Annotated in this window: 23 protein-coding genes and 1 tRNA gene; 4 read left to right on the top strand and 20 right to left on the bottom strand. The window is 29.0% G+C overall.

Features of this window, described 5'->3' with window-relative positions:
- Nucleotides 1–19: 19 nt before the first annotated feature.
- A complete protein-coding gene (locus tag ABXT48_RS03445) occupies nt 20–2,071 on the top strand; it encodes an ATP-dependent DNA helicase RecG (protein WP_415287062.1) in 2,052 nt (683 codons plus the stop codon).
- Here the strand turns inward: ABXT48_RS03445 and ABXT48_RS03440 are convergent.
- Complete coding sequence (locus ABXT48_RS03440; protein WP_415303346.1) at nt 2,068–2,682, bottom strand: DUF502 domain-containing protein; 615 nt, start codon at nt 2,680–2,682, stop codon at nt 2,068–2,070. The genes ABXT48_RS03445 and ABXT48_RS03440 overlap by 4 nt on opposite strands.
- A 124-nt stretch (nt 2,683–2,806) precedes the next feature.
- Between ABXT48_RS03440 and ABXT48_RS03435 the strand changes: the two genes are divergently transcribed.
- On the top strand, nt 2,807–3,634 hold the full coding sequence (locus tag ABXT48_RS03435) for a M48 family metallopeptidase (protein WP_415287060.1): 828 nt from the start codon (nt 2,807–2,809) through the stop codon (nt 3,632–3,634).
- A gap of 20 nt (nt 3,635–3,654) precedes the next feature.
- Here ABXT48_RS03435 and ABXT48_RS03430 read toward each other — a convergent pair.
- The 6 genes from ABXT48_RS03430 to ssb form a co-directional block, all read right to left on the bottom strand.
- Nucleotides 3,655–3,730, bottom strand: a tRNA-Lys gene (locus tag ABXT48_RS03430).
- A 200-nt stretch (nt 3,731–3,930) separates the two neighbouring features.
- A complete protein-coding gene (gene tgt, locus ABXT48_RS03425) occupies nt 3,931–5,043 on the bottom strand; it encodes a tRNA guanosine(34) transglycosylase Tgt (protein WP_415303345.1) in 1,113 nt (370 codons plus the stop codon).
- Nucleotides 5,044–5,060: 17 nt separating this feature from the next.
- On the bottom strand, nt 5,061–5,615 hold the full coding sequence (locus ABXT48_RS03420; protein WP_415303344.1) for a peptidylprolyl isomerase: 555 nt from the start codon (nt 5,613–5,615) through the stop codon (nt 5,061–5,063).
- A complete protein-coding gene (gene coaD, locus ABXT48_RS03415; protein WP_415279088.1) occupies nt 5,608–6,102 on the bottom strand; it encodes a pantetheine-phosphate adenylyltransferase in 495 nt (164 codons plus the stop codon). Before coaD ends, ABXT48_RS03420 begins: the two co-directional genes overlap by 8 nt.
- Nucleotides 6,102–8,651 (bottom strand): DNA gyrase subunit A, encoded by a 2,550-nt coding sequence (gene gyrA / locus ABXT48_RS03410; protein ID WP_415287057.1) that lies wholly within the window; start codon nt 8,649–8,651, stop codon nt 6,102–6,104. The genes coaD and gyrA overlap by 1 nt, the downstream gene beginning before the upstream one ends.
- A 5-nt stretch (nt 8,652–8,656) precedes the next feature.
- Nucleotides 8,657–9,118, bottom strand: a complete 462-nt coding sequence (gene ssb / locus ABXT48_RS03405; protein ID WP_415287056.1) for a single-stranded DNA-binding protein — start codon at nt 9,116–9,118, stop codon at nt 8,657–8,659.
- An 88-nt stretch (nt 9,119–9,206) separates the two neighbouring features.
- Here ssb and uvrA point away from each other — a divergent pair, with 88 nt between their 5' ends.
- Nucleotides 9,207–12,086: an excinuclease ABC subunit UvrA gene (gene uvrA, locus ABXT48_RS03400; protein WP_415279085.1), complete on the top strand. Its 2,880-nt coding sequence runs from the start codon at nt 9,207–9,209 to the stop codon at nt 12,084–12,086.
- 27 nt (nt 12,087–12,113) lie between these two features.
- Nucleotides 12,114–12,707 carry a urate hydroxylase PuuD gene (locus ABXT48_RS03395; protein ID WP_415303342.1) on the top strand — a complete coding sequence of 198 codons (594 nt, stop codon included), beginning with the start codon at nt 12,114–12,116 and terminating at the stop codon, nt 12,705–12,707.
- Nucleotides 12,708–12,709: 2 nt separating this feature from the next.
- Here ABXT48_RS03395 and secF read toward each other — a convergent pair whose 3' ends face one another.
- From secF to ABXT48_RS03330, 13 genes are read right to left on the bottom strand one after another with little or no spacing between them, the layout of a single operon-like run.
- Nucleotides 12,710–13,597, bottom strand: coding sequence for a protein translocase subunit SecF (secF, locus tag ABXT48_RS03390; protein ID WP_415287054.1), 888 nt, complete (start codon nt 13,595–13,597; stop codon nt 12,710–12,712).
- Nucleotides 13,598–15,151, bottom strand: coding sequence for a protein translocase subunit SecD (gene secD, locus ABXT48_RS03385; protein ID WP_415287053.1), 1,554 nt, complete (start codon nt 15,149–15,151; stop codon nt 13,598–13,600).
- A gap of 12 nt (nt 15,152–15,163) precedes the next feature.
- On the bottom strand, nt 15,164–15,448 hold the full coding sequence (gene yajC, locus ABXT48_RS03380; RefSeq protein ID WP_168606286.1) for a preprotein translocase subunit YajC: 285 nt from the start codon (nt 15,446–15,448) through the stop codon (nt 15,164–15,166).
- A gap of 53 nt (nt 15,449–15,501) precedes the next feature.
- Nucleotides 15,502–16,761 (bottom strand): serine--tRNA ligase, encoded by a 1,260-nt coding sequence (serS, locus tag ABXT48_RS03375; protein ID WP_415287052.1) that lies wholly within the window; start codon nt 16,759–16,761, stop codon nt 15,502–15,504.
- Nucleotides 16,754–17,518, bottom strand: a complete 765-nt coding sequence (gene tatC, locus ABXT48_RS03370) for a twin-arginine translocase subunit TatC (protein WP_415303340.1) — start codon at nt 17,516–17,518, stop codon at nt 16,754–16,756. Before tatC ends, serS begins: the two co-directional genes overlap by 8 nt.
- Entirely contained in the window at nt 17,505–17,726 is a 222-nt protein-coding gene (tatB, locus tag ABXT48_RS03365) for a Sec-independent protein translocase protein TatB (RefSeq protein ID WP_415272397.1), read from the bottom strand. The genes tatC and tatB overlap by 14 nt, the downstream gene beginning before the upstream one ends.
- A gap of 5 nt (nt 17,727–17,731) precedes the next feature.
- A complete protein-coding gene (tatA, locus tag ABXT48_RS03360) occupies nt 17,732–17,938 on the bottom strand; it encodes a twin-arginine translocase TatA/TatE family subunit (RefSeq protein WP_271505205.1) in 207 nt (68 codons plus the stop codon).
- Nucleotides 17,939–17,980: 42 nt separating this feature from the next.
- Nucleotides 17,981–18,691 (bottom strand): SMC-Scp complex subunit ScpB, encoded by a 711-nt coding sequence (gene scpB / locus ABXT48_RS03355; protein ID WP_415303338.1) that lies wholly within the window; start codon nt 18,689–18,691, stop codon nt 17,981–17,983.
- The gene (locus ABXT48_RS03350; protein WP_415303336.1) at nt 18,688–19,428 is read right to left on the bottom strand and encodes a segregation and condensation protein A; all 741 of its coding nucleotides are present in this window, start codon (nt 19,426–19,428) and stop codon (nt 18,688–18,690) included. Before ABXT48_RS03350 ends, scpB begins: the two co-directional genes overlap by 4 nt.
- A gap of 8 nt (nt 19,429–19,436) precedes the next feature.
- Nucleotides 19,437–20,387 (bottom strand): glycoside hydrolase family 3 N-terminal domain-containing protein, encoded by a 951-nt coding sequence (locus ABXT48_RS03345; protein WP_415287049.1) that lies wholly within the window; start codon nt 20,385–20,387, stop codon nt 19,437–19,439.
- Entirely contained in the window at nt 20,377–20,640 is a 264-nt protein-coding gene (locus tag ABXT48_RS03340; protein ID WP_415276259.1) for a hypothetical protein, read from the bottom strand. Before ABXT48_RS03340 ends, ABXT48_RS03345 begins: the two co-directional genes overlap by 11 nt.
- Complete coding sequence (gene argS, locus ABXT48_RS03335) at nt 20,640–22,373, bottom strand: arginine--tRNA ligase (RefSeq protein WP_415287048.1); 1,734 nt, start codon at nt 22,371–22,373, stop codon at nt 20,640–20,642. The genes ABXT48_RS03340 and argS overlap by 1 nt, the downstream gene beginning before the upstream one ends.
- Nucleotides 22,373–23,488, bottom strand: a complete 1,116-nt coding sequence (locus tag ABXT48_RS03330) for a deoxyguanosinetriphosphate triphosphohydrolase (protein WP_415303334.1) — start codon at nt 23,486–23,488, stop codon at nt 22,373–22,375. The genes argS and ABXT48_RS03330 overlap by 1 nt, the downstream gene beginning before the upstream one ends.
- Nucleotides 23,489–23,492: the final 4 nt, after the last annotated feature.

Raw genomic sequence — 23,492 nt, 5'->3', positions numbered from 1 at the left:
TTATTATATTACATCTAACATGAAAAATAAGAATAATTACGATTATTTATTGGCTGATCTCACTAAATTAAATGGGGTGGGTAAAAAAACCATGGAAATTTTAAAGAAAAAAAAAGTAAATAATATTTTTGACTTACTGTGGAGATTGCCCAAGTCTTATACAGACAGAACCCTAGTTAGTAAAATTTGTGACCTCCAAATAGGTGTTATTCAAACTATCAGAATTGTTCCACTAAAATATCAATTTCCAAGAATTCGAAACTTACCAAATAGAGTAAATTGTATTGATGAAACTGGAAAGATTGATTGTATATTTTTTAATAGTCACGAAGGATATGTGAGGAAAATTTTACCGTTAAATGAAGAGGTGACAATTAGTGGTAAGATAAGTAATTATAAAGGGCGATATCAAATTACAAATCCCACGTATATTTCACAGGACAGCTCTTTAATTGAAAATATTGATAATAAGTATTCGCTAACAGATGGGATTACTGAAAAAACTTATAATAAAATCATTAATCAAATATTAAAAAACTTACCTACTTTAACTGAGTGGCATGACAAAGACATATTAAAAAATTTTAATAATCAAAGCTGGAATGAATCAATAATAAAATTACATGATCCAAAAAATATTGAAAATTATAAATCTGATTTTTATAAAAGGCTTGCTTATGATGAAATACTGGCATCATTTTTAGTTAATTCAGAAATTAGAAAAAAAATAAAAAAAATAAAAAAAATATCAAAAAATTTTACTGAAAAAGCCCATAATAATATAGTTAATAAATTAGATTTTACCCTTACTAATGATCAAAAAATTTCATTAAATGATATCAATAATGACCTAAATTCTAAAAGTAAAATGTTTAGACTTTTGCAGGGTGACGTTGGAAGTGGCAAAACTATTGTTGCATTAATTTCTTCTTTAAGTGTCATTAGTTCAGGGTTCCAAGTTGCATTAATGGCCCCTACTGAAATATTAGCTAGACAGCATTATAGTTTGGCAAAAAAACTATTTCCTAAAAATATTAAAATTGAATTACTTTCCAGTAAGAGTGAAAATAGTGAAAAAAAAAGAATTGTAAAAGAATTAGAAAACAATAAAATTCAAATGGTTTTTGGCACGCATGCAATTTTTCAAAAAAAAATAGTTTTTGCAAACCTTGGTTATATTATAATTGATGAACAGCATAAATTTGGAGTTAGGCAAAGAAAGCTTTTATCAGATAAGGGTGGTGATAATTGTGATGTTCTTTTAATGTCAGCAACGCCAATTCCAAGAACCCTAACTATGTCAGTTTATGGTGATATGGATGTTTCTATTATTAAGGAAAAACCAAGTAATAGAAAAGAGGTTAAAACTTATAGTAAATTAGAAAGTAAAATAGATGATGTTATTAATTTTGTAAAAAAAGAAATAAAAGAAGGAAACCAAATTTTCTGGGTATGTCCCTTGATAGAAGAATCAAAAAAATTAGATCACCAATCGTCAGTTACTAAATACAAATTTCTTAATGAAATTTTCCCAAATAATGTTGCATTACTCCATGGAAAAATTGACAATGAAGAAAAAGAAAAAATATTGAATAAATTTTTAAACAAAAAATATTCAATCTTAGTTTCAACCACAATTATAGAAGTTGGTATTGATTTTCCTAATGCCAATGTAATCATAATAGAAAATGCTAATAAATTTGGATTATCACAGTTACATCAATTAAGAGGCAGAGTTGGACGTGGAACAAAACAAGCTAGTTGTATATTGATGTTTAAGTCTAATTTAACCATTAATGCTAAAAAAAGAATAAATATCCTAAAGAATTCCAATGATGGTTTTGAAATTTCAGAAGAAGATATGAAGTTAAGAGGTTTTGGTGATTTACTTGGGTTTAAACAAAGTGGGGTTAAAAATTTTAGATTGGCGGACCCCATTCAAAACGAAGACTTATTTTTAATGGCAGAGAAACAAATTAAAAAAATAGAATTAGAAAATATTGATATTAAAAAATATAAAGCATTACTCAAGTTATACGATCAAGCAGATATAATTAACGATATGGTTTAGCTTTTTGGCTTAGAGGTTCCCGCCGAAACTATAAATTTTGACGCTTCTTCAAATGTCATATCCAAATAAATCAAATCTTCTTTTGGTATCATTAGCAGAAAGCCACTTGTTGGGTTGGGCGTTGTTGGAACAAAAACATTAACCAAGTTAATATTTGTTTTAGCTTTAATTTCACCTGTATTTTCTTTGGTGGCAAAACCTACGGCCCAAGATCCTTTTCTTGGATACTCAACTAGCACTACACTTTTTTTATTACCCTCTTGCTCTCTAAAAGAATCTGTCATTTGTCCAATCGCAGAGTAAATAGTTCTTAGTATCGGCATTCTTTTAAATAAATCATCAATTATTTGTAAAAATTTTTTACCTATAAAAGTTAAAGAAAGGCCACCAACAACTGTAATAAAAATAATTGTTAAAATTATTTCAATGCCTGGAATTGCATATGGAAGATAAGTATTAGGATTTAATCCTGATGGTACTAATTTCGTTGAAAAATTTATTAAGAATTTACTTAGATATAGTGTAAACCCAATTGGTATTAAAACAATTACACCTGTAAAAAAATAGTTTCTTAATTTAAGAGCTAATGATTTTTTTTTCTTAATAGGCATAGATAATTTAGTTATAACTAGAATAAAGAACGAATGAAACGGCTATGATGAAAAGTGTAACTAAGATTTTATTGTTTAAATTCATAAAAGTATATATTTATATGATTATCAAAAATTTAATTAAATGAATAGAAGAAAATTTTTAAATTATATTGGGTGTGGATGTTCAGGCTTGATGCTAGGTGCTTGTTCTACAGCACCAATAACTGACAGAAGACAATTAAGAATTATACCCGAATCTAAATTAAACGCTCAAGCAGCTCAAATTTTTGAAAAGGTCAAAGAAAAAGAGAGAATGAGTGATGACACTAAAACACTAAATGAAATTAAAGATATTGGAAAAAAAATGGAAGACTCTATATCTGAATACTTTTATAGAGCGGGTCTAAATGATCCTACAGTTAATTTTGATTGGGAATATATTTTAATAGATAATAAAAAAGTTAAAAATGCTTGGTGTATGCCTGGTGGTAAAATTGCTGTGTACACAGGAATACTTGACGTTACAAAAAATACAAATGGTCTTGCCTCAGTTATGGGTCATGAAATTGCGCATGCTGTTGCTAAACATTCGGTTGAAAGAGCAAGTAGAAGTGTACTTTTACAAACTGGAACATCTTTGATCGATATTTTTTCAGGTGGAAAGTTAGGACAGATCAATCAAGCAACGGGTATGAACACTGTAGGGCTATTATCTCAAATAGGTATAATGAATCCTTTCTCAAGAACCCAAGAAAGTGAAGCTGATTACCTGGGAATGATTTTTGCATCATTATCTGGTTTTGATATCAGGGAAACTAAAAAGTTATGGGAAAGAATGAAAGCAGAAAATAAAGGCAAAGAACCCCCTCAATTTATGAGCACACACCCATCATCTTCTAAAAGAATAAAAGATTTATCAGAATGGGAAAATAGTGTAATTTTAGACTATCCACCGATTACAATTAGTTAATATTTAAGAGATTATTTTAGTGGTGAGCCCTGATGGACTCGAACCATCGACCCATTCCTTAAAAGGGAATTGCTCTACCAACTGAGCTAAGGGCCCACATATAAATTACTAAAGTTGAGATAAATGTTTTTTTTTATTTAATTTTAAAAAAAAACTTTTGGTGAAGTCTTCTTTAAAATTTTTAAATTTCTTTACACTTAAAAATTTAAACAATAAAAAAATATCAAACTTGAATAATTTTTATTACCAAAAAACAATTATTTATTCCATAACATCACAAATTGCAAATATTTAAATTACAACCTATCAACGTATTCATCATGAAATTTATCAAATGTACCTTTTTTAATATTTTCTCTAATAGAAGACATTAATTCTTGATAAAAGTTGATGTTATGTAAGGTTAAAAGTGTAGAACCTAAGATTTCATTCGTATTAAAGAGATGATTTAGATAGTTTTTTGAATATTTGTTGAGATTTAAATTTGAACAATTAGGATCAAGAGGTTCATTGTCATTTTTAAATTTGTTATTTTTAATATTTATACGTCCATTCCAAGTGAAAGCTAAACCAGTTCTTCCAGATCTCGTTGGCATTACACAATCAAACATATCAACACCTCTCTTAACAGCTCCCAGAATATCAGCTGGTGTTCCAACGCCCATTAAATATCTTGGTTTATCATCAGGCATAATATTCTTTAAATCATCTAGAACACTAAACATTTCATTTTGACTCTCCCCTACTGCAAGACCTCCTATTGCATAGCCATCAAATCCAATTTTAATTAACTCATTAAGAGATTTTGTTCTTAAATCTTTGAATAAACCACCCTGAACTATTCCAAATAAAGCTTTATGTGGGTTTAAACCAAAAGCTGTTTTAGATCTTTCAGCCCAATATATGGATAATTCCATAGATTTATTAATTATATTATAGTCAGTAGTTTTTTTAGGACACTCATCCATGATCATAACAATATCTGAGTCTAATCCTTTTTGAACTCTAATGCTTTCTTCGGGACTTAATATGAATTTTTTACCATCTACATGAGAGTTAAATATTGCACCTTTTTCTCTGTCTACTTTGTTTAATTTTGAAAGTGACATAACTTGAAACCCACCAGAATCTGTAAGTATAGGAAGCTTACAATTCATAAATTTGTGAAGTCCTCCTGCAGAAATTATTCTATCTACACCAGGTCTAATCATTAAATGATAGGTGTTAGATAATATTATTTCAGCACCAGTTTTAATAACATCGTCAATAAGACAAGCTTTTACAGTAGCCTGTGTACCGACAGGCATGAAAGCAGGTGTTTGAATGTTTCCTCTATGGGTTTCAATAATACCAGTTCTGACAAATTTATCATTTTCAATGACATTAAATTTGAAATTTTTTAATGTCATTGAAATGTGTATTAATATTAATTAAAGCTAATAATTTTATCTGGGTTAGAAACGGAACCGTTATTATTTTGGTCTCCTCTTTTAATTTTATCAACTAGGTCCATACCTTCAATAACTTTACCAAAAACAGTATATTGTCTATCTAGGAATGATGACTTTTTGAAACAAATAAAAAATTGACTATTAGCACTATTTGGATCTTGTGATCTAGCCATAGACAGGGTTCCTCTTTCATGGGGTAAGTCGCTAAATTCTTCTTTAAGATCTGGTAAATCAGAACCACCCATTCCTGCTCTTTTTAAATCAAATTGGTCATTAGAGGAGTTACCAAATTGCACATCTCCTGTTTGAGCCATAAAACCATCAATTACCCTGTGAAATACAACACCATCGTATTTACCATCTTTTGCTAATTGTTTAATTCTTTTAACATGATTGGGGGCAACATCTTCAAAAAGTTCTATTTTAATATCTCCATCTTTAAGTTTTAAAATCATTATATTCTCCTCTGCGATTATATTGTTGGTTAGTATAAAAAATAAAATTAAAAATTTTGTTATAAATTTATTCATATTTCTCTTTTAAAGACTTTATTGTACTTTTTGTAGTAAATTTTTTTATATCACCTTTTAGTCTCACTATTTCTTTAACAAATCTTGATGAAATAATTTGATTTTCAACATCAGACATTAAAAAGATTGTTTCTATATTATTGCTTAATTTTCTATTCATTCCAGCTAATTGAAATTCATATTCAAAGTCAGATACAGCTCTTAAACCCCTTAAAATAATATTAGATTTGTATTTTTTACATAAATCGGTTGTTAACGATGTAAATGAAATAACTTCAATCTTTTTTTTATCAAACTTTAAATCAACAAATAGAGCTTTTTTAATTAACTGTATTCTTTCAAGTGAATTAAAAAGATAATTTTTATTAGTACCATCAGAAGCAGCAACAATAACTTTATCAAATAACTTTAAAGCTTTTTTTATAACGTCAATATGACCAAAGGTTATTGGGTCAAATGTTCCAGGATATACAGCAACTTTTTTCATTACTCCAAGTTATCATCAATTTTTATTGCCGAAACAACTTTTTCATCACCGGATAATTTGATAATTCTTACACCCTGAGTATTTCTTCCAGCTGTTCTTATCTCTTTAACAGCAACTCTAATTACTCTTCCTTTATTTGTTGAAATCATTACATCATCGCCTTCAATAACTGGAAACGACGAACATATACTACCGTTTCTTGGTGAGTTAATAATTCCAATTATACCCTTACCACCTCTATTGGTAACTCTATATTCATTATTCAAAGTTTTTTTGCCGTATCCATTTTCTGTAATAGATAAAACAAATCTTTCTTCAGACTTTGAATCTTTTTTTGTTTTTTCTTTATTTGCTATTGAGAGAGAAACGATCTCATCGTTAGGTGATAACTCAATACCTTTGATACCTTTAGACGATCTACCCTTAAATATTCGTAGTTTTTTTGATTCAAATCTAATGCATTTACCATTTTTTGTACTTAACATTACATCCTGATCATCCTTACAAATTTCAACACCTACAATTTTGTCATTAGGGTCTAACTTTATTGCAATTTTTCCAGCTGAATTAATTGAAGAAAAGTCTTCTAAACTATTTTTTCTAACTTTGCCTTTTGCAGTTGCAAAAACAATTTGAAGATTTTTCATATCGCTCTCATCATCTGGAAATGGCATTATTGAACTGATAGATTGATGATTTTTTAATGGCAAGATGTTGAATAGAGATTTACCTTTTGATGTAGTTGATCCTTCAGGTATTTTCCAAGCTTTAATTTTGTAGACAAGACCTTCTGTTGAAAAGAAAAGAACAGAAGTACGAGTGTTAACTGATAAGGTTTGAACCACAGAATCTTCATCTCTCGTTGTGATTCCAGATTTTCCTTTACCACCTCTTTTTTGTTGTTTGACACTACTTAAAGCTCCTCTTTTAATGTAGCCCTGAAGAGTAACTGTAATAATCACTTCTTCTTTTTGAATAGTCTCTTCGATATCATAGTTTAAAACGGCATCTATAATTTTAGTTCTTCTTGGAACTGCAAATTTTTCTTTGATAGTTTTAAGCTCTTCACTTATTACGTTTAAAAGTTCTTTTTTAGAATTAATTATTTTTTTATAACCTTTAATCAGGTCAGCTAATTTTTTAATTTCAACTTCTATTTCATTAATTCCAAGAGCTGTAAGTTTTTGTAGTCTAAGTTCTAAAATAGCAATTACTTGAGGATCGGTAAGTGAGTATAAATTTTTTCCCTTTTTATCTTCAACAAGTGAAATTAGCTTTAAAGATTTATTTATTTTCCACTTAGTACTTAATAATGATTTTTTAGCATCATCAGGAGTTTTTGAAGACCGTATAATTTTTATAATCTTATCTAAGTTCTCAACAGATACCGATAATCCAATAAGGATATGAGCTCTGTCTTCAGCTTTCTTTAAATCAAACTTAGTTTTTTTGATTACTACGTCTTCACGGAATGTTAAGAAATTTGATAAAAATTCTTTTAAATTACAAATTTTAGGTTTGCCGTCAACAATAGCTAAAGTGTTAAATCCAAAGGAGCTTTCTATAGATGTATTTTTATAAAGTAATCTTTTAATAGTTTCTGGTTCAACACCATTTCTTAAATCAATAGCAACTCTAATCCCTTCTCTGTTAGATTCGTCTCTAATATCTTTTATTCCCTCTATTTTTTTCTCTCTAACAAGTTGGGCAATTCTCTCATTTAAAACTGATTTATTTACCTGATATGGTACAGAAGTTATAACTAGTCTCTCTCTACCATTTTTTTGTGCTTCAATACTAATTTCACCTCTAATTTTAAACGACCCACGACCTACATTATATCCAGCTTTAATAATTTCTTTTCCAATGATGACACCACCTGTTGGAAAATCAGGACCTGGTATATGCTTCATTAACTCTTTAATTTTAACATCTTTATTTTCAATTAAAGCTAATGTTCCATCTATAATTTCACCTAAATTATGTGGGGGAATACTTGTTGCCATTCCAACCGCAATACCACCAGCACCGTTTACTAGTAAATTAGGATATTGAGCAGGTAAAACTGTTGGTTCTTTTTCAGTTTCATCGTAATTACTTTTATAATCAACGGTATTTTTTTCTATATCATCAATTAAGTATTGAGAAACTTTAGCTAATCTTGTTTCTGTATATCTCATAGCCGCAGCTGGATCTCCATCAATGGATCCAAAGTTACCTTGGCCTTGAACAAGAGGTAAACTCATAGAAAAATCTTGAACCATTCTCACAAGAGCGTCATAAACAGATTGATCTCCATGTGGGTGATATTTACCAATAACATCCCCTACTATTCTTGCAGATTTTCTAAATTGTTTTGACCAATCGTAACCACCTTTATACATGGCAAATAATATTCTTCTATGAACTGGTTTAAGTCCATCTCTAACATCAGGAAGAGCCCTGCTCACAATTACACTCATTGCATATGACAAGTACGATGAGCTCATCTCATCATGCATTGAGATAAGTTTAATATTTTTGTCTTTAGGTATTTCTGTGTCTTTCATAGAAACTAAAATGGAATTTCGTCATCCATATCATTAGGGGCTTGGGGGCTATCATCAGGATTGCTAGCAACAGCTTGCGAATTGTCATTTTGAATACCACCACCGCCAGTGTTTCCACCGCCCAACATAGTAAGTGAAGAATTGTATCCTTGAATTACAATTTCAGTTGAATACTTGTCTTGACCAGATTGTTCATCTTTCCATTTTCTAGTCGTTATCTGTCCCTCAACATAAATTTGAGCACCTTTTTTCAAATATTGCTGAACAACATTGACTAACCCTTCATTAAATACAACTATTCGATGCCATTCTGTTTTTTCTTTTTTTTCGCCAGTTGCTTTATCTTTCCAAGATTGGCTAGTAGCTAAACTTAAGGTAGCAAGACTTTTGCCATTTGACATTTGTTTGATTTCTGGGTCTGCGCCTAAACGCCCAATTAATAATACTTTATTTAAACTTCCAGCCATAATATTTATAATTCTTTATTAATTTAATTAATTTTATATCACAATATAAACTCAATATTAATTTTATTAATTTAAAGCAACTAAAATTATGATTAAAAAGATAGTTATTAAGGGTGCAAAAGAGCATAACTTAAAGAATGTTTCAGTAGAAATACCTAAAGATCAGTTTGTTGTAATTACTGGTCTTTCTGGTTCAGGAAAATCCTCATTAGCATTTGATACTGTCTATGCCGAAGGACAAAGAAGATACGTTGAAAGTTTATCAGCTTATGCTCGTCAATTTTTGGATAAAATGAAAAAACCAAATGTTGATCTTATCGAGGGATTAAGTCCAGCTATAGCCATAGAGCAAAAAAATACATCTAAAAATCCAAGATCAACTGTTGCAACAGTTACTGAAATTTATGACTATATGAGAGTGTTGTATGCAAGGGCTGGTGTTCCCTACTCACCATTCACAGGAAAGCCAATTACATCACAAACGATAACTCAAATCGTTGATTTAATAAAAAAATTACCAAAAAAATCTACAATTTATATTTTTGCGCCTGTGGTTAGAGGTCGTAAAGGTGAGTATAGAAAAGATATTTTAAGTTATAAAAGAAGAGGTTTTAGAAAAATTAAAATTGATGAAGTCATATATGAAATAGATAATGCACCTAATTTAGATAAAAAACTCAAGCATGACATATCAGTTTTAGTTGATAGAATTGTCTTGAATTCTAATCTTGGTAATAGACTTGCTGAAAGTATTGAGACAGCTGTAAATTTATCAAATGGATTGGTATTTGTTGAGTACGAAGATGAAACATTGCCACAAAAATTTAGAAAAATTGAAAAATTAATTTATTCTACAAAATTTGCTTGTCCAGAAAGTGGTTTTACAATTGAAGAGATTGAACCAAGACTTTTTTCTTTTAATAGTCCTTACGGAGCGTGCGCAGAATGCGAGGGTATAGGTATTAAATTGAATGTAGATCCAAATTTAGTAGTTCCTGATGAGAAAAAAAGTATAGCTGATGGTGCTATAGAACCATGGGCCAAATCAACAACACTATATTATGCTCAAACCTTAGCCTCTATTGCTAAACATTATGGAATTTCTTTAGATGAGAGATGGAAAAAACTTCCAAAAAAATTTAGAGATGTAATATTGTTTGGATCTGATGAAGAAGAAATTAAGTTTGTTTATGATGATGGTTATGAAAAATATTCTCATAAAAAAACTTTTGAAGGTGTAATAAATAATCTTGAAAGAAGATTTCTTGAATCTGACAGTGAATGGAAAAGAGAAGCGATAGCTGAATACCAATCTGATTCTGCTTGTGAAGGATGTAACGGTAATAGATTAAAAGAAGAAGCCTTATGTGTTAAAATTGATAATCAGAATATAAGCGAAGTAACTAAAAAATCTATTCTAGATGCAGCTAAATGGTTCAAAGGTTTAGAGCAAAACCTTGATAAACGACAATTTAAGATAGCAGAACATATTTTAAAAGAAATTAATGAAAGACTAACGTTCCTTTTAAATGTTGGGCTTGAATATTTAACGTTATCAAGAGAGTCAGGCACTCTTTCTGGGGGTGAGGCTCAAAGAATAAGACTCGCATCACAAATTGGTTCTGGATTAACTGGTGTATTATATGTTCTTGATGAACCTTCTATTGGATTGCATCAAAAGGATAATGTTAAATTAATAAATGCATTAAAAAGACTGAGAGATTTAGGTAACACTGTAATTGTTGTTGAGCATGATACAGAAACTATGGAAAATGCAGATCATATAATAGATATGGGTCCAGAAGCTGGAACTAATGGTGGTGAAATAATTGCACAAGGCACTTATGATGAAATACTAAAAAATAAAAACAGTATCACCGGTCAATACCTGTCTCATAAAAAATATATAGAAATTCCAAGAACTAGAAGGCTTGCAAAAAATGGAAGGTTTGTTGAAATTAACGGTGCTAGTGGAAATAATTTGAATAACGTTAATCTTAAAATTCCAACAGGCAGTTTTACTTGTGTAACAGGTGTTTCTGGAAGTGGTAAATCAACTCTAATATTACAAACGTTATATCATGCACTAAATTTAACCTTAAACAATAAAGCTAGAAAAGTTCCTAAAGAGTTTAAGAGTTATAAGGGTGTAGAGCTTATAGATAAGATAATAGATATAGATCAGTCTCCTATTGGAAGAACACCTAGGTCAAACCCAGCAACTTATACAGGAGCTTTTGGCCCCATTAGAGATTGGTTTACAGCACTACCAGAGTCAAAAACAAGAGGATATAAGCCAGGCAGATTTTCTTTTAATGTTAAAGGTGGAAGATGTGAAGCTTGTGAAGGTGATGGTGTAATTACATACGAGATGCACTTCTTACCTGATGTTTATATCCAGTGTGATGAATGTAAGGGAACTAGGTACAATAGAGAAACTCTTGAGATAAAATTTAAAGATAAAAGTATTGCCGATGTATTAGATATGTCTGTTGATGAGGGATGTGAATATTTTGAAAACATTTCAAACATAAAAACTAAGCTATTAACATTAAAAAAAGTTGGGCTTGGTTATATAAAAATTGGACAGCAGGCAACAACACTATCTGGTGGTGAAGCTCAACGTATTAAATTAGCTAAGGAATTATCAAAAAGATCTACAGGAAGAACCATGTACATATTAGATGAACCAACAACGGGTCTTCATCAGCATGATATTAAAAAACTACTAGAAATACTTCATACATTTGTAGCTCTAGGAAATACAGTTGTTGTTATTGAGCATAATTTGGATGTAATTAAAACAGCAGATTATATCGTCGATATGGGACCTGAAGGTGGTGTCAAAGGTGGAAATATTATCGCAGAGGGCAAACCTGAGGATATTATCAAAATAAAAGGTAGTTATACTGGTGAATTCTTAAAACCCATGCTGGAAGAAAAATTTAAAAAGAAGTTAAAGATTTAAACAATTAGTGTATAAATGATTCTAATTATGGGTAATTTACTATCATCACTTACAAAAACTATTCACGCATCATTAGCTTTAGCAATAATTTTTTTTCTAGGGTTATTTTATGGTAATGGTGGTTTTGATTTTGATCTAATTTTTTGGAGTTGGTTAACAAGATTTATTCATGTAACGGTTGCTATAATGTGGATTGGTTTGCTTTGGTATTTTAACTTTGTACAAATTCCAAATATGCCAAAAATCCCTGATGAACAAAAACCTGCTATAGGTAAAGTTATTGCTCCAGCAGCATTATTTTATTTTAGATACGCTGCATTACTGACAGTTCTGTCAGGATTAATTTTAGCTTATTTAAATGGTTATTTACACGATGCTATGACTTTAGGTGGTGGTGGAAAAAATACAGCTATCGGTATCGGTATGTGGCTTGGTCTATATATGGCATTTAATGTTTGGTTTATAATTTGGCCAAATCAAAAAAGAGCATTAGGTATGGTTGAGTGCGAACCTGATGTTAAAGCAAAATCAGCAAGAACAGCAATGTTGTTTTCAAGAACAAATACTCTTTTATCGTTACCAATGTTACTTTCAATGGTAGCAGCTCAAAATCTTTATTAAATCTACTCGGTATCTTCTTTTAGGATTGTTTTTTGTGAAACTCTAAGTTTTACAAGTATTGGATTAGCTATATAAATTGAAGAATAAGTTCCAAATACAACACCCATTATCATGGCTAAAGAAAAACCTTTTAATATTTCCCCACCAAATAAATAAATTGAGACTAAAGCAAGCAATGTTGTGGCTGATGTAATTATAGTTCTGGAAAGAGTTTCATTGATTGAGATATTTGTAAGTTCATAAATCTTGATATCGGAGAACTTTCTTAAATTTTCCCTAACTCTGTCATAAATAACAACAGTATCGTTCATTGAATAACCAACTATAGTTAAAACGGCGGCAACTATTGATAGATTTATTTCTAGACTGAATAGCGAGAAAAGACCTAGTGTTATAATGACATCATGGAATAAGGCTAAAATAGCACCTAAACTAAATTGCCATTCGAATCTTATCCATATGTAAAATAACATTGCAGCTAGAGATAGTGCAATTGCAATAATACCAGACTTTAATAATTCAGAGCTAACTTTTGGACCTACATTTTCAACTCTTCTGAAATTAAAAGAGCCCCCCAAAGAAGATGTTAAATCTTTTTTAATAACCTCAATAGCGTTTGCACTTGTATCTTTTTTCTCTATCTTAATTAAAAAATCATTTTCATTACCAAATTTTTTAACATTAAAATCTCCTAAATTCATTTTATTAAAAGATTGTCTTAAAGAAGTGACATTAATATTTTTATCATTAGACCTTAGTTCTATTAAGGTCCCACCTTTAAAATCTACACCAAAATTAAGTCCTTTAAAAAATAACAATAGAACTGATGCAACGACTAGAGTTAAAGAGATAAGATTAAATAGTTTATAAAATTTATTAAAATTAATCATTTATATTAGGTTAGTTTTTTCTTTATTTCTTACCACGTAAAGACCAGTAAGCATTCTTGCAATAAAATAAACTGAAAACAGTGTAGTAAAAATTCCTACAGCTAAGGTCACAGAGAAACCTTTAACAGGTCCGGAGCCCATAAAGAATAAGATTACAGCTGCAATTAATGTAGTTATATTTGCATCTATAATTGCAGTTTTTGATTTTACATAACCTGTATCAAAAGCTATTATATTATTTTTTTCTTTCTTGCATTCTTCTTTAATTCTTTCAAAAATTAATACATTAGCGTCAACTGCCATACCTACTGTTAAAATGATACCTGCTATTCCAGGAAGAGTTAATGTTGCTTCAAATAAAGTTAAAATACCAACTAAAATGAATAAGTTAATTAGTAGTGTTATATTAGCAATTAGACCAAATATTTTGTATTTAAAAAACATAAAAATTATAACTAATAAAAAACCAATCATAAGAGCAATAACTCCAGCATTAATTGAGTCTTGACCAAGGTCAGGTCCTACTGTTCTTTCTTCAATTATATTAAGTGGAGCTGGTAATGCTCCCGATCTTAATAGTAGAGCTAAGTCTGTTGCAGATTGGAACGTAAAATTTCCACTGATCTGGCCATTTCCACTTGCTATAGTATCTCTAATTACTGGAGCACTAACAATTTTACCATCTAGAACGATAGCCAATTGCTTGCCAACACCGGTACTAGTTGCTTTACCAAATCTTTTAGCCCCCACTCTATCAAGAGTAAATGATACTACCGTTTCATTTGTTTGATTATTCATTTGTGGTTGAGCATCCAATAAATTCTCACCATTTAAGATTATTCTTTTACTAACCATTGCTTCGCTAGTTCCATCTTCAAACTGAAGCATTTCAGTTCCAAAAGTGTCATTATTATTTTGAGTGACAAATCTAAATGTTAAATTTGCAGTTTTTCCTAAAAGTGACTTTATACGCATAGGATCATCTAGACCTGGAAGTTCAACTAAAATTCTATTATTACCTCTTTTTAATATATTAGGCTCATTAGTACCAACCTCATCAACTCTTCTTCTAACTATTTCTAAAGCTTGATCTTGTGAAGAAGTTTTGATTTCAATAAGTCCATACTTTGAAAGAGTTAAAGTAAATTCATTATTTTGTATTTCTAAATCAAACTGATGAGATTTATATTGGTTATAATAAGGATTAATTTCGCTTTCTTTATCAAGAAAAAAAGTTTCAACTAATTTAGCATTATCATTAGAAACATTAAATATTATTTTTTTATTTTCTATTCTCAGATCATTAAAAGTTATTTTCTTATCTTTTAAAAAATTTCTAATAACAGTTGTTGTATTTTGTAATTTTTGAATTTCAACTGGACCGTTATCAATCTCAAGTAAAAGATATGAACCACCCTGTAAATCTAAACCTAGATTTATCTTTTTTGAAATAAAGCTATCTTCAGAGTTCTGAAAATTTGATGCAGCAATAAAAATAAAAAAAATAGATAATAATGAAACTAAGGTAATTCTTAATTTAGAAAAGTATAACACTTTAGTTAAATGTTATTTTTTTACTTCAGGGGAGTTAAGTAATCCTTGGATACCTGTAGATTTGATAATTTCAACTTTAACGTTGTCAGCAATTTGCACTTCAACTTTTTCATTATCAATAATTCTTTCAACTGTCCCAATAATACCAGCAGACGTTACAACCTTGTCTCCTCTTGATAAGTTTTCTACCATGGCTTTATGCTCTTTAACTTTCTTTTGTTGAGGTCTTATTAAAAAAAAGTAAAAAATAACAAAAATTAAAATTAACGGTATAAATTGTCCTATTCCTGAATCCATTTTTCTCCTTGATTAAAGTGAATACTTACAACATCTATTAAATTAAAACAACTTTAAATCTTATTGATTTTCTCAATATTATTCATGTAAGGCCTTAAAACTTCAGGTACAATAATAGAGCCATCTTCTTGTTGATAATTTTCCAATATAGAAACTAATGTTCTGCCAATCGCTAAACCACTGCCATTAAGTGTTCCAACAAAAACTGTTTCTTTTTTTTCGTTTTTATATCTAGCTTTCATTCTTCTTGCTTGAAACGATCCACATGAAGAGCAACTTGAGATTTCTCTATATTTATCCTCAGATGGAAGCCACACCTCAATATCAAAAGTTTTTTCAGCACTAAACCCCATATCACCAGTACACAAAACTATTTTTCTATATGGAAGTTTTAGTAAATCTAAAATTTTAGTTGCACAATCAGTCATTCTATCGAGTTCTGGTAAGCACTTATCTGCCTCAACAATACTCACCATTTCAACTTTGTAAAATTGGTGCTGTCTAATCATACCTTTTGTATCTTTACCATAGCTGCCTGCTTCTTTTCTAAAACATGGAGTTGAAGCAACCATTCGCATAGGAAGTTTTTTTTTATCAATAATTTGATCTTTTACAATATTAGTTAAAATAACTTCGGCAGTTGGAATTAAAAACTTTCTGTCAGTAGAATCATCTAATTTAAGTTCAAACTGATCATTATCAAATTTAGGTAATTGTCCTGTACCATACATAGTAGCATCTGTTGCAATTAGTGGCGGTGATATTTCTTCATAACCATTAGTATTAACATGTGTATCAAGCATAAAATTTGATAAAGCTCTTTCTAACAAGGCCAATTTATCTTTTACAAAAACAAACCTAGAGCCAGTAGTTTTTGTGGCTAGATCAAAATCAAGCATGTTTAAGTTTTCACCTAATTCATAATGAGATTTAGGCTTAAATGTAAAATTATGTATTGTTCCTGATTTAGAAATTTCTATATTTGAATTTTCATTTTTACCTGTAGGAACGTCAGAATGAGGTATATTTGGTATTGATGATAAAATAGTTTCTAATTCATTTTTAACATTAGTTTGTAGTTTATTAATATTATCTATTTCAGATGAAATTTTTTTAGATTTTTCAAAAAGTGACTGATCTTTAGACTTTGAAATATCTTTTTTTTCTTTTTCCAGCAGTTCTCTTTGTTGGATATATTCTCTATTGCTCTCATCCAATGATAAAATCTTATCGACATCTATATCTAGGAATCTTTTATTTAAAGCTTTTTTAAAAGCCTCAATATCATTTCTAATTTCTTTTATATTATGCATTTTTTTTATTTTTCTTATCAATAATGTTTACAGAAAATATAGATAATTCAAATAAAATCAATAATGGTATTGCTAGTCCAATTTGAGTTATAGGATCAGGTGGTGTTAATAATGCAGCTGCTGCGAAAATCATCACAACAACATATTTTCTTTTTTCTCTAAGAAACTTAGCATTAACTATGCCAACTCTAGCTAACAAACTAAGAACAACTGGTAGCTGAAAACTTATACCAAATGCAAAAATTAATTTCATTACAAGTGAAAGATATTCACTAACTTTTGCTTCCAATTGGATGGGTAATCCTGTTGAAGCCCCTGTGCTTTCGAAAGAGAGAAAAAACTTTATGGCTAGTGGCATTATTAAATAATAAACAAGCATTCCTCCTAGAAAAAATAATATAGGTGTTAAAACAAGATATGGAACGATTGCAATTTTTTCATGCTTATAGAGACCTGGTGCAATAAATTTCCATATTTGTACCAATATATAGGGACAAGTAACAAAGAATGCTGCAAAAAAAGAAACCTTTAAGTATGTTAAAAATGTTTCCTGTAAGGCTGTAAAAATTAATCTTCTATCAGTTCCACTTTCATTTACCGCTTTAGCAAAAGGCTCAACTAAAAAACCATAGAGATGTTCTGAAAAAAAATAACATCCGATAAAAAAGATGAATAAAAAAATAAAAGAGTGAATTAATCTTTTTCTAAGTTCAGTTAGATGGCTTACAAAACCGCCATCATTTTCAGATTTTGTCATTATCTTTTTTTTCTTCTATAGGTTTTTCTATCTCATTAGAATTAATGTCAAGGTCAGCTACCTCATTTTGTATATTGCTAATATATCTTTTTGTTGTTCCAATCCATGAACCAACTTTTTTTAACATATGTGGGAAATCTTTTGGGCCAATAACAATGATTGCAACAGCTACTACTATTAAAATCTCAAACCAGCCAATAGTGGGCATTTAATTTATTCTTTGTCTTTGCTGTCTTGATTATTTTCTGAAACGTTTTTAGGCTCAGGCTCAGACTCATCAGTAATATCTGTGGCCATACCTTTTTTAAAACTTTTTATACCTTTAGCCACATCACCCATTAGACTAGAAATTTTACCTCTACCAAATAAAAGGACAACTAAAATTACTACAATTGCTATTTGCCAAATTCCAATGCTCATAACATTTTATACCTCTTTTAAATTTAATTTTAAAGTAACTTTTTACTTTTCTTCTTCTGGACTTAGTGTTCCAACTAGCATCTCATCAATATTTTCATAAATATCTTCTTTTTTTTCTACTTGTTTTTCTTTGTAAAATTTACCAGTACCAAATATTGCATTATCTATGTTTGAGCTATCAATCAGACCAGCAGATCCCAATTCGTCAACTGTAGGTAAATCAGACAGTTTTTGAAGACTAAAATGACTTAAGAAATCATTAGTAGTTCCATACTGAATTGGTTTACCGGGTACATCTTTACGGCCTTGTGGTTTTACCCAATTTAGCTCCATTAAAATCTCAAGTGTATTCGTTCCAAAAGCAACACCTCTAATTTCTTCAATTTCAGCTCTAGTGACAGGTTGGTGATAAACAATTATTGCTAAAGTCTCTATTGCAGCTCTAGATAATTTTTTTTCTACAGTTTTTTCTTGAGACATGAGATTTGATAAATTTTCAGATGTTCTAAAAGACCATCTTTTAGAAATGCAAACTAAATTAATTCCTCTTGATGAATATTCTTTTTGTAACTTCTCCAATGATTTTAAAACATCAATTTTTTTTGAAATTTTAGATTCGATAGTGTCGATATCTAACGGTTCAGCAGCAGCAAAAACAATTGCCTCAACTTCTCTTTCACCAGCATTCATTTTTGATGGGAAAGTAACTATATTGTCATTTATTTTTTTTGTTTTCTTTTTTATTTTTGTCATTTTAGTTCTTTAATATAAATATCATCAAATAAATTTTCTTGTTTTATAGTTAAATTACCTTCTTTAACCAGCTCTAAAGATCCTGCAAAAATTCCAGCTTTACCTGTTCTTTTATATTTTGAACTATTCTTAAATGAAGGTGGTATTAATTCATTAATATTCCTCCAATCAATTAACTTACCAAAAAATTCTTTTATTCTTTTTATGCCATCTTCAGTAGTAAAGACTGGAAGTTTAGGAATATTCATTCTTTGAAAATCTTTAGTCATGATAATTGATGAATAAGATTTTAATAGTTCGTAAAGATTTAGTTTATATTCAGTACTGTATATAGATCTTATGTTTCCTTTAATTCCTCTAAGTCTTATTTCTCTTCCAAGTCTTTTTCTTTTTAACATTTGGTCAGAAAGCAATCTAATCAACTCTAATTTTTTTAATTGTAATTTTAATTTTTCAGCAACTTCTAAAACTTTAAATTCTTCTTCTGGATTTCCTGGCAACAAAAGTTTTGATTTAAGATAAGTTAACCAGGTAGCCATCAATAAATATTCTGATGCAGACTCTAGATTAAGATCTTTTTCGTTAGTAATATAATTATGAAATTGATCAGCCAGTAATGTTATTGAAATATCTTCAAGGTTAACCTTTTGAGCTTTTGCCAAATCCAATAAAACATCAAGTGGGCCGTTATAATTATCAAGATTTACATTAAAATTTTTAGAATCGCTATAAGACATAGTAAATATTAACTTATAATCTTATAAAATTGTGATGTTTTTTTAATAATAAACTTACTTATAAATGGTGAATACAGAGCCACATCATTCATTTCTTTTAAATTTCCATTACAATGAAGAACTAGATCGCAACCAGCGCTAAAGGATTTTTTTGTATTAATTGCTGTAGAGCCTTTTAAACTCTTCATTGATATATCATCAGACATCAAAATATTTTTAAATTTAATTTGATTTCTTATTAATTTTATAATTTTCTTCGAATGTGTTGCTGTATTTGCTTTATCGATATTTTTATAAATAAGATGCGCTGTCATTGCAAACAGACTGTTTTTATTTTTGAATGCCATAAAATCATTATTATTTAGATGCGTTAATTCTTTATTGATTGTAGGGGTTTTTTTGTGACTATCCACTTTTGCCAAACCGTGACCAGGTATATGTTTTATTACAGTGGCAATTTTATTATTATGAAATTCTTTAATACAAATATCTCCAATTTGTGAAACAATCTTTGCATTACTTGAAAATGCTCTGTCACCAATTATTGAGCTAGACCCTTTTGATCTTACGTCAAGAACGGGTAAAGTATTAATATTTATGCCTACAGTTTTTAATAATAAGACAGTTTTTTTTATAAACTTTTTATATTCAGTATAAAATTCTTTTTTATCTTTAAGATAAAGATTGCCAAAAAATTCACCTGTAAACTTATCAGCTTTAAAAAATTTACTTAATCTATTTACTCTCCCACCCTCTTGATCAATTAAAATAGGGTATTTCTTATCATTAAATATTTTTCTAATTTCATCTGTTAATTTTTTAACTTGTCCAATATTTTTGATATTACGTGAAAAAAGTATTATTCCCCAGGGCTTATGTTTAATTAGAAATTTTTTTTCTTTAATCAATAATTTAGTTGATTTTAAACCAACTATAAAACTTTTACGATCATCCATCATTATTTATTAATTTCCAAAAATTGTAATTCTTTTTGTTTTTATCTATGCTTTTTTCAACATATTCTACGATATTAACAGTATCACTATTAAGTAAAATAAGATTACGAGAATAATTTTCAGTTTTATCTTCAATATTTTTTAAAGATCTATATGAATTTTTTTTATTTTCATTTGAAAAGTAGTATTTGAAAGATAGAAAAAAAAATAAAACTATGACAATTAAAAATAAAAGATATTTAAGTTCTTTTAACATTACATTTTATGCGGAGTATCCACTCCAACAATATCCATTCCAGATTTGATAACATTAGATATAACTTTTAAAAAAACTAACTTATCATTTGATATTTTCTTTTGTTCGTTAATAAATCTTTTTGATGGATCATCTTTACCCATATTCCAATAAGAGTGAAATTCCGATGATAACTCATAAAGATAAACTGGTATTCTGTGAGGTTCAAGTCTTAAGCTTGCAGCTTCAATACATTTGGGCCATTCGGCTATTTTTTTTAATATCTTGATTTCATCTCCAGTGTACTCAAATTCATAATCTTTTATATTCAAATCATTTTCTATATTAAGATCTACATGTCTAAAAACAGATGATATTCTAGCATAACAATATTGAACATAATAAAGAGGATTATCTTTTGATTTTTCTTTAACTTTTGTAAAGTCAAAATCTAACTCTACATCGCTACTTCTATTAAGCATAATAAATCTAGTAGCATCCCTACCAACTTCAGCAATCAAGTCTTCAACTGTTATATAGTCACCTTTTCTTTTCGACATTTTGAAAGGTTTTCCATCTTTAATTAGTTTAACAAGTTGGCTTACCTTACAAATTAATTTTTTTTTATCTCCAGATAACGCTTCAACGACAGAAGTTATTCTTTTTATATAACCTGCATGGTCGGCTCCTAATATATTAATAAGTGTATCGTAATTTCTATCTAATTTATTATCGTGATAAGCCACATCACTAGCAAAGTAAGTCCATGATTTATCAGATTTTTGAAGTGCTCTATCTTTGTCATCTCCAAAATCTGTTGATTTAAATAAAAGTTGCTCTCTTTCGACCCAGTTTTGATCATCCTCACCTTTAGGGGCTTTAATTTTTCCACTATAAACTAGTTTTTTATCCTTTAATTTGTCAATTGCTTTTTGAACTTCATTATTTAGGACAATATCAGTTTCACTGGTAAATTTATCGTGCACAATTCCAAGGTTTGATAAATTGTTTTTAATTAATTTTAATGATTCTGAGACTGACAATAAAGTTAATTCTTCTGAAACATCTTCAAATTTATCAAATTTTAAAACTTTGTTAGATTCTATAATATTTTTAGCAATATCAACTAAGTAATCACCAGGGTATAAATCTGAATTTTCATTGGGAAATTTTTCATTAAAAAGTATTTCTCTAATTCTAAAAAAAACAGACTTTGTAAAATTTATGATCTGATTGCCATAGTCGTTTACATAATATTCTTTCGAAACATCATGCTTGTTAAAAATTAATATATTTGAAATTACATCTCCTAATATTGCGCCCCTACAATGTCCCACGTGGAGAGGACCTGTTGGATTAGCTGAAACAAATTCTACAAGATATTTCTGTTTTTTTTCTTTTATATTAACACCAAAATCTTTGTAATTTTGGTTAACATTTTTAATAAAATTGTTCCAATATATCGTTTTAAATTTAATATTAATAAATCCAGGTTTTGCTACAGAAATAGTTTCAATTTTTTCATCTTCATTTTTAATTAAATCAATTAGAGTGTTTGCAATATCAATTGGAGATTTTTTATTCGCTTTAGAGAGTACCATGGCTGCATTGGTTGATATATCGCAGTCAAAATTTGATGGTGGTATATCTACATTAATTCCGTTTAAAGATTCAGGTATTTCTAAAGAACCATCTTTATTTAGTTTTTTAATCAAAATTATTATTTTATCTAAGTAGAGATCAAAAATGTTCATTAAATACTTTTATTTAAATTGATTGCATATCTATCTGTCATACCTGAAATAAAATCAGCAATTGCTCTATTGGGGTCATTTTTTAATTGGTCAACATTTAAGAATTTTTTGGGCTTATTATTAATTTTATAAAAAAGTTTATTAACAATTTTTTTTCCATGATTATTTTTTAATAATACTTTCTTGTTGTTGTACATTTTGCTTCTTAAGAAAAACCTAACTTCTTTTTCAATTTTTAGAAATTTACTAGAAAAGCATACTATAGGATTATCTAATTTATAAACATCATTTAAAGATTTGATCTTATTAGTTTTTAAATTATTTTTAGTATTTTTAATCAAATCTCTAACCATTAAATCAATTGAATCTCGTATTATTTGATATATCAAAATATCTTTATTATTATTTTTAATATTATTTTTGTGAGATTTATAAATATCTTTAAAAAAATTAATTTCAATCAAGTCGTTTAAATTAAACATTTTTGCCCTAATTCCATCTTGTATGTCATGATTGTTATAGGCAATATCATCGGAGATTGCTGATATTTGAGCTTCCAATGATCCAGAGTTAGTAAAATTTATTTTATTCTTAAAACTTTTCAATCCAATCAGCCTATTAACTGTAGAAAGATCATCAATTGGACCATTGTGCTTTAATAATCCATCTAAAGTTTCCAGCGTTAGGTTGAGGCCTTTAAATTTAAGGTATTTATGCTCAAGAAACATAATTATTCTTAAAGTTTGAAGGTTGTGATCAAAGCCTCCAAAGTTAACCATGCATTCATTAAGAGCATCTTCTCCAGCGTGTCCAAACGGTGTATGTCCCAAGTCATGAGCCAAGCTTAAAGTTTCAGCCAGATCATCGTTTAAACCTAAATGTTTAGCTATTGATCTTGCAATTTGTGCAACTTCAATTGAATGAGTAATTCTAGTTCTAAAATGATCCCCTTCTGTATTAACAAAAACTTGTGTTTTATGCTTTAGCCTTCTGAATGAGGCACTGTGAATAATCCTGTCTCTATCTCTTTGAAATGGTGTTCTATAAAGTGAATTGGCTTCTTTAAAAATACGACCTTTACTTTTAGATAGAGCTAAATTTGAGTAATTATTCATACTT

Origin of the sequence: Candidatus Pelagibacter sp. Uisw_101 (genome assembly GCF_047727615.1) — a bacterium.
GTDB lineage: Bacteria > Pseudomonadota > Alphaproteobacteria > Pelagibacterales > Pelagibacteraceae > Pelagibacter.
The sequence above is the reverse complement of the archived record's forward strand: the minus strand, read 5'-3'. Positions and strand labels throughout refer to the sequence as shown.

What these genes read in the sequence shown, in the direction of transcription:
- ABXT48_RS03445 (WP_415287062.1), top strand. Translation starts at nt 20, where the DNA reads ATGAAAAATAAGAATAATTACGATTATTTATTGGCTGATCTCACTAAA.
- ABXT48_RS03440 (WP_415303346.1), bottom strand. Translation starts at nt 2,682, where the DNA reads ATGCCTATTAAGAAAAAAAAATCATTAGCTCTTAAATTAAGAAACTAT.
- ABXT48_RS03435 (WP_415287060.1), top strand. Translation starts at nt 2,807, where the DNA reads ATGAATAGAAGAAAATTTTTAAATTATATTGGGTGTGGATGTTCAGGC.
- tgt (WP_415303345.1), bottom strand. Translation starts at nt 5,043, where the DNA reads ATGACATTAAAAAATTTCAAATTTAATGTCATTGAAAATGATAAATTT.
- ABXT48_RS03420 (WP_415303344.1), bottom strand. Translation starts at nt 5,615, where the DNA reads ATGAATAAATTTATAACAAAATTTTTAATTTTATTTTTTATACTAACC.
- coaD (WP_415279088.1), bottom strand. Translation starts at nt 6,102, where the DNA reads ATGAAAAAAGTTGCTGTATATCCTGGAACATTTGACCCAATAACCTTT.
- gyrA (WP_415287057.1), bottom strand. Translation starts at nt 8,651, where the DNA reads ATGAAAGACACAGAAATACCTAAAGACAAAAATATTAAACTTATCTCA.
- ssb (WP_415287056.1), bottom strand. Translation starts at nt 9,118, where the DNA reads ATGGCTGGAAGTTTAAATAAAGTATTATTAATTGGGCGTTTAGGCGCA.
- uvrA (WP_415279085.1), top strand. Translation starts at nt 9,207, where the DNA reads ATGATTAAAAAGATAGTTATTAAGGGTGCAAAAGAGCATAACTTAAAG.
- ABXT48_RS03395 (WP_415303342.1), top strand. Translation starts at nt 12,114, where the DNA reads ATGGGTAATTTACTATCATCACTTACAAAAACTATTCACGCATCATTA.
- secF (WP_415287054.1), bottom strand. Translation starts at nt 13,597, where the DNA reads ATGATTAATTTTAATAAATTTTATAAACTATTTAATCTTATCTCTTTA.
- yajC (WP_168606286.1), bottom strand. Translation starts at nt 15,448, where the DNA reads ATGGATTCAGGAATAGGACAATTTATACCGTTAATTTTAATTTTTGTT.
- serS (WP_415287052.1), bottom strand. Translation starts at nt 16,761, where the DNA reads ATGCATAATATAAAAGAAATTAGAAATGATATTGAGGCTTTTAAAAAA.
- tatC (WP_415303340.1), bottom strand. Translation starts at nt 17,518, where the DNA reads ATGACAAAATCTGAAAATGATGGCGGTTTTGTAAGCCATCTAACTGAA.
- tatB (WP_415272397.1), bottom strand. Translation starts at nt 17,726, where the DNA reads ATGCCCACTATTGGCTGGTTTGAGATTTTAATAGTAGTAGCTGTTGCA.
- tatA (WP_271505205.1), bottom strand. Translation starts at nt 17,938, where the DNA reads ATGAGCATTGGAATTTGGCAAATAGCAATTGTAGTAATTTTAGTTGTC.
- scpB (WP_415303338.1), bottom strand. Translation starts at nt 18,691, where the DNA reads ATGACAAAAATAAAAAAGAAAACAAAAAAAATAAATGACAATATAGTT.
- ABXT48_RS03350 (WP_415303336.1), bottom strand. Translation starts at nt 19,428, where the DNA reads ATGTCTTATAGCGATTCTAAAAATTTTAATGTAAATCTTGATAATTAT.
- ABXT48_RS03345 (WP_415287049.1), bottom strand. Translation starts at nt 20,387, where the DNA reads ATGATGGATGATCGTAAAAGTTTTATAGTTGGTTTAAAATCAACTAAA.
- ABXT48_RS03340 (WP_415276259.1), bottom strand. Translation starts at nt 20,640, where the DNA reads ATGTTAAAAGAACTTAAATATCTTTTATTTTTAATTGTCATAGTTTTA.
- argS (WP_415287048.1), bottom strand. Translation starts at nt 22,373, where the DNA reads ATGAACATTTTTGATCTCTACTTAGATAAAATAATAATTTTGATTAAA.
- ABXT48_RS03330 (WP_415303334.1), bottom strand. Translation starts at nt 23,488, where the DNA reads ATGAATAATTACTCAAATTTAGCTCTATCTAAAAGTAAAGGTCGTATT.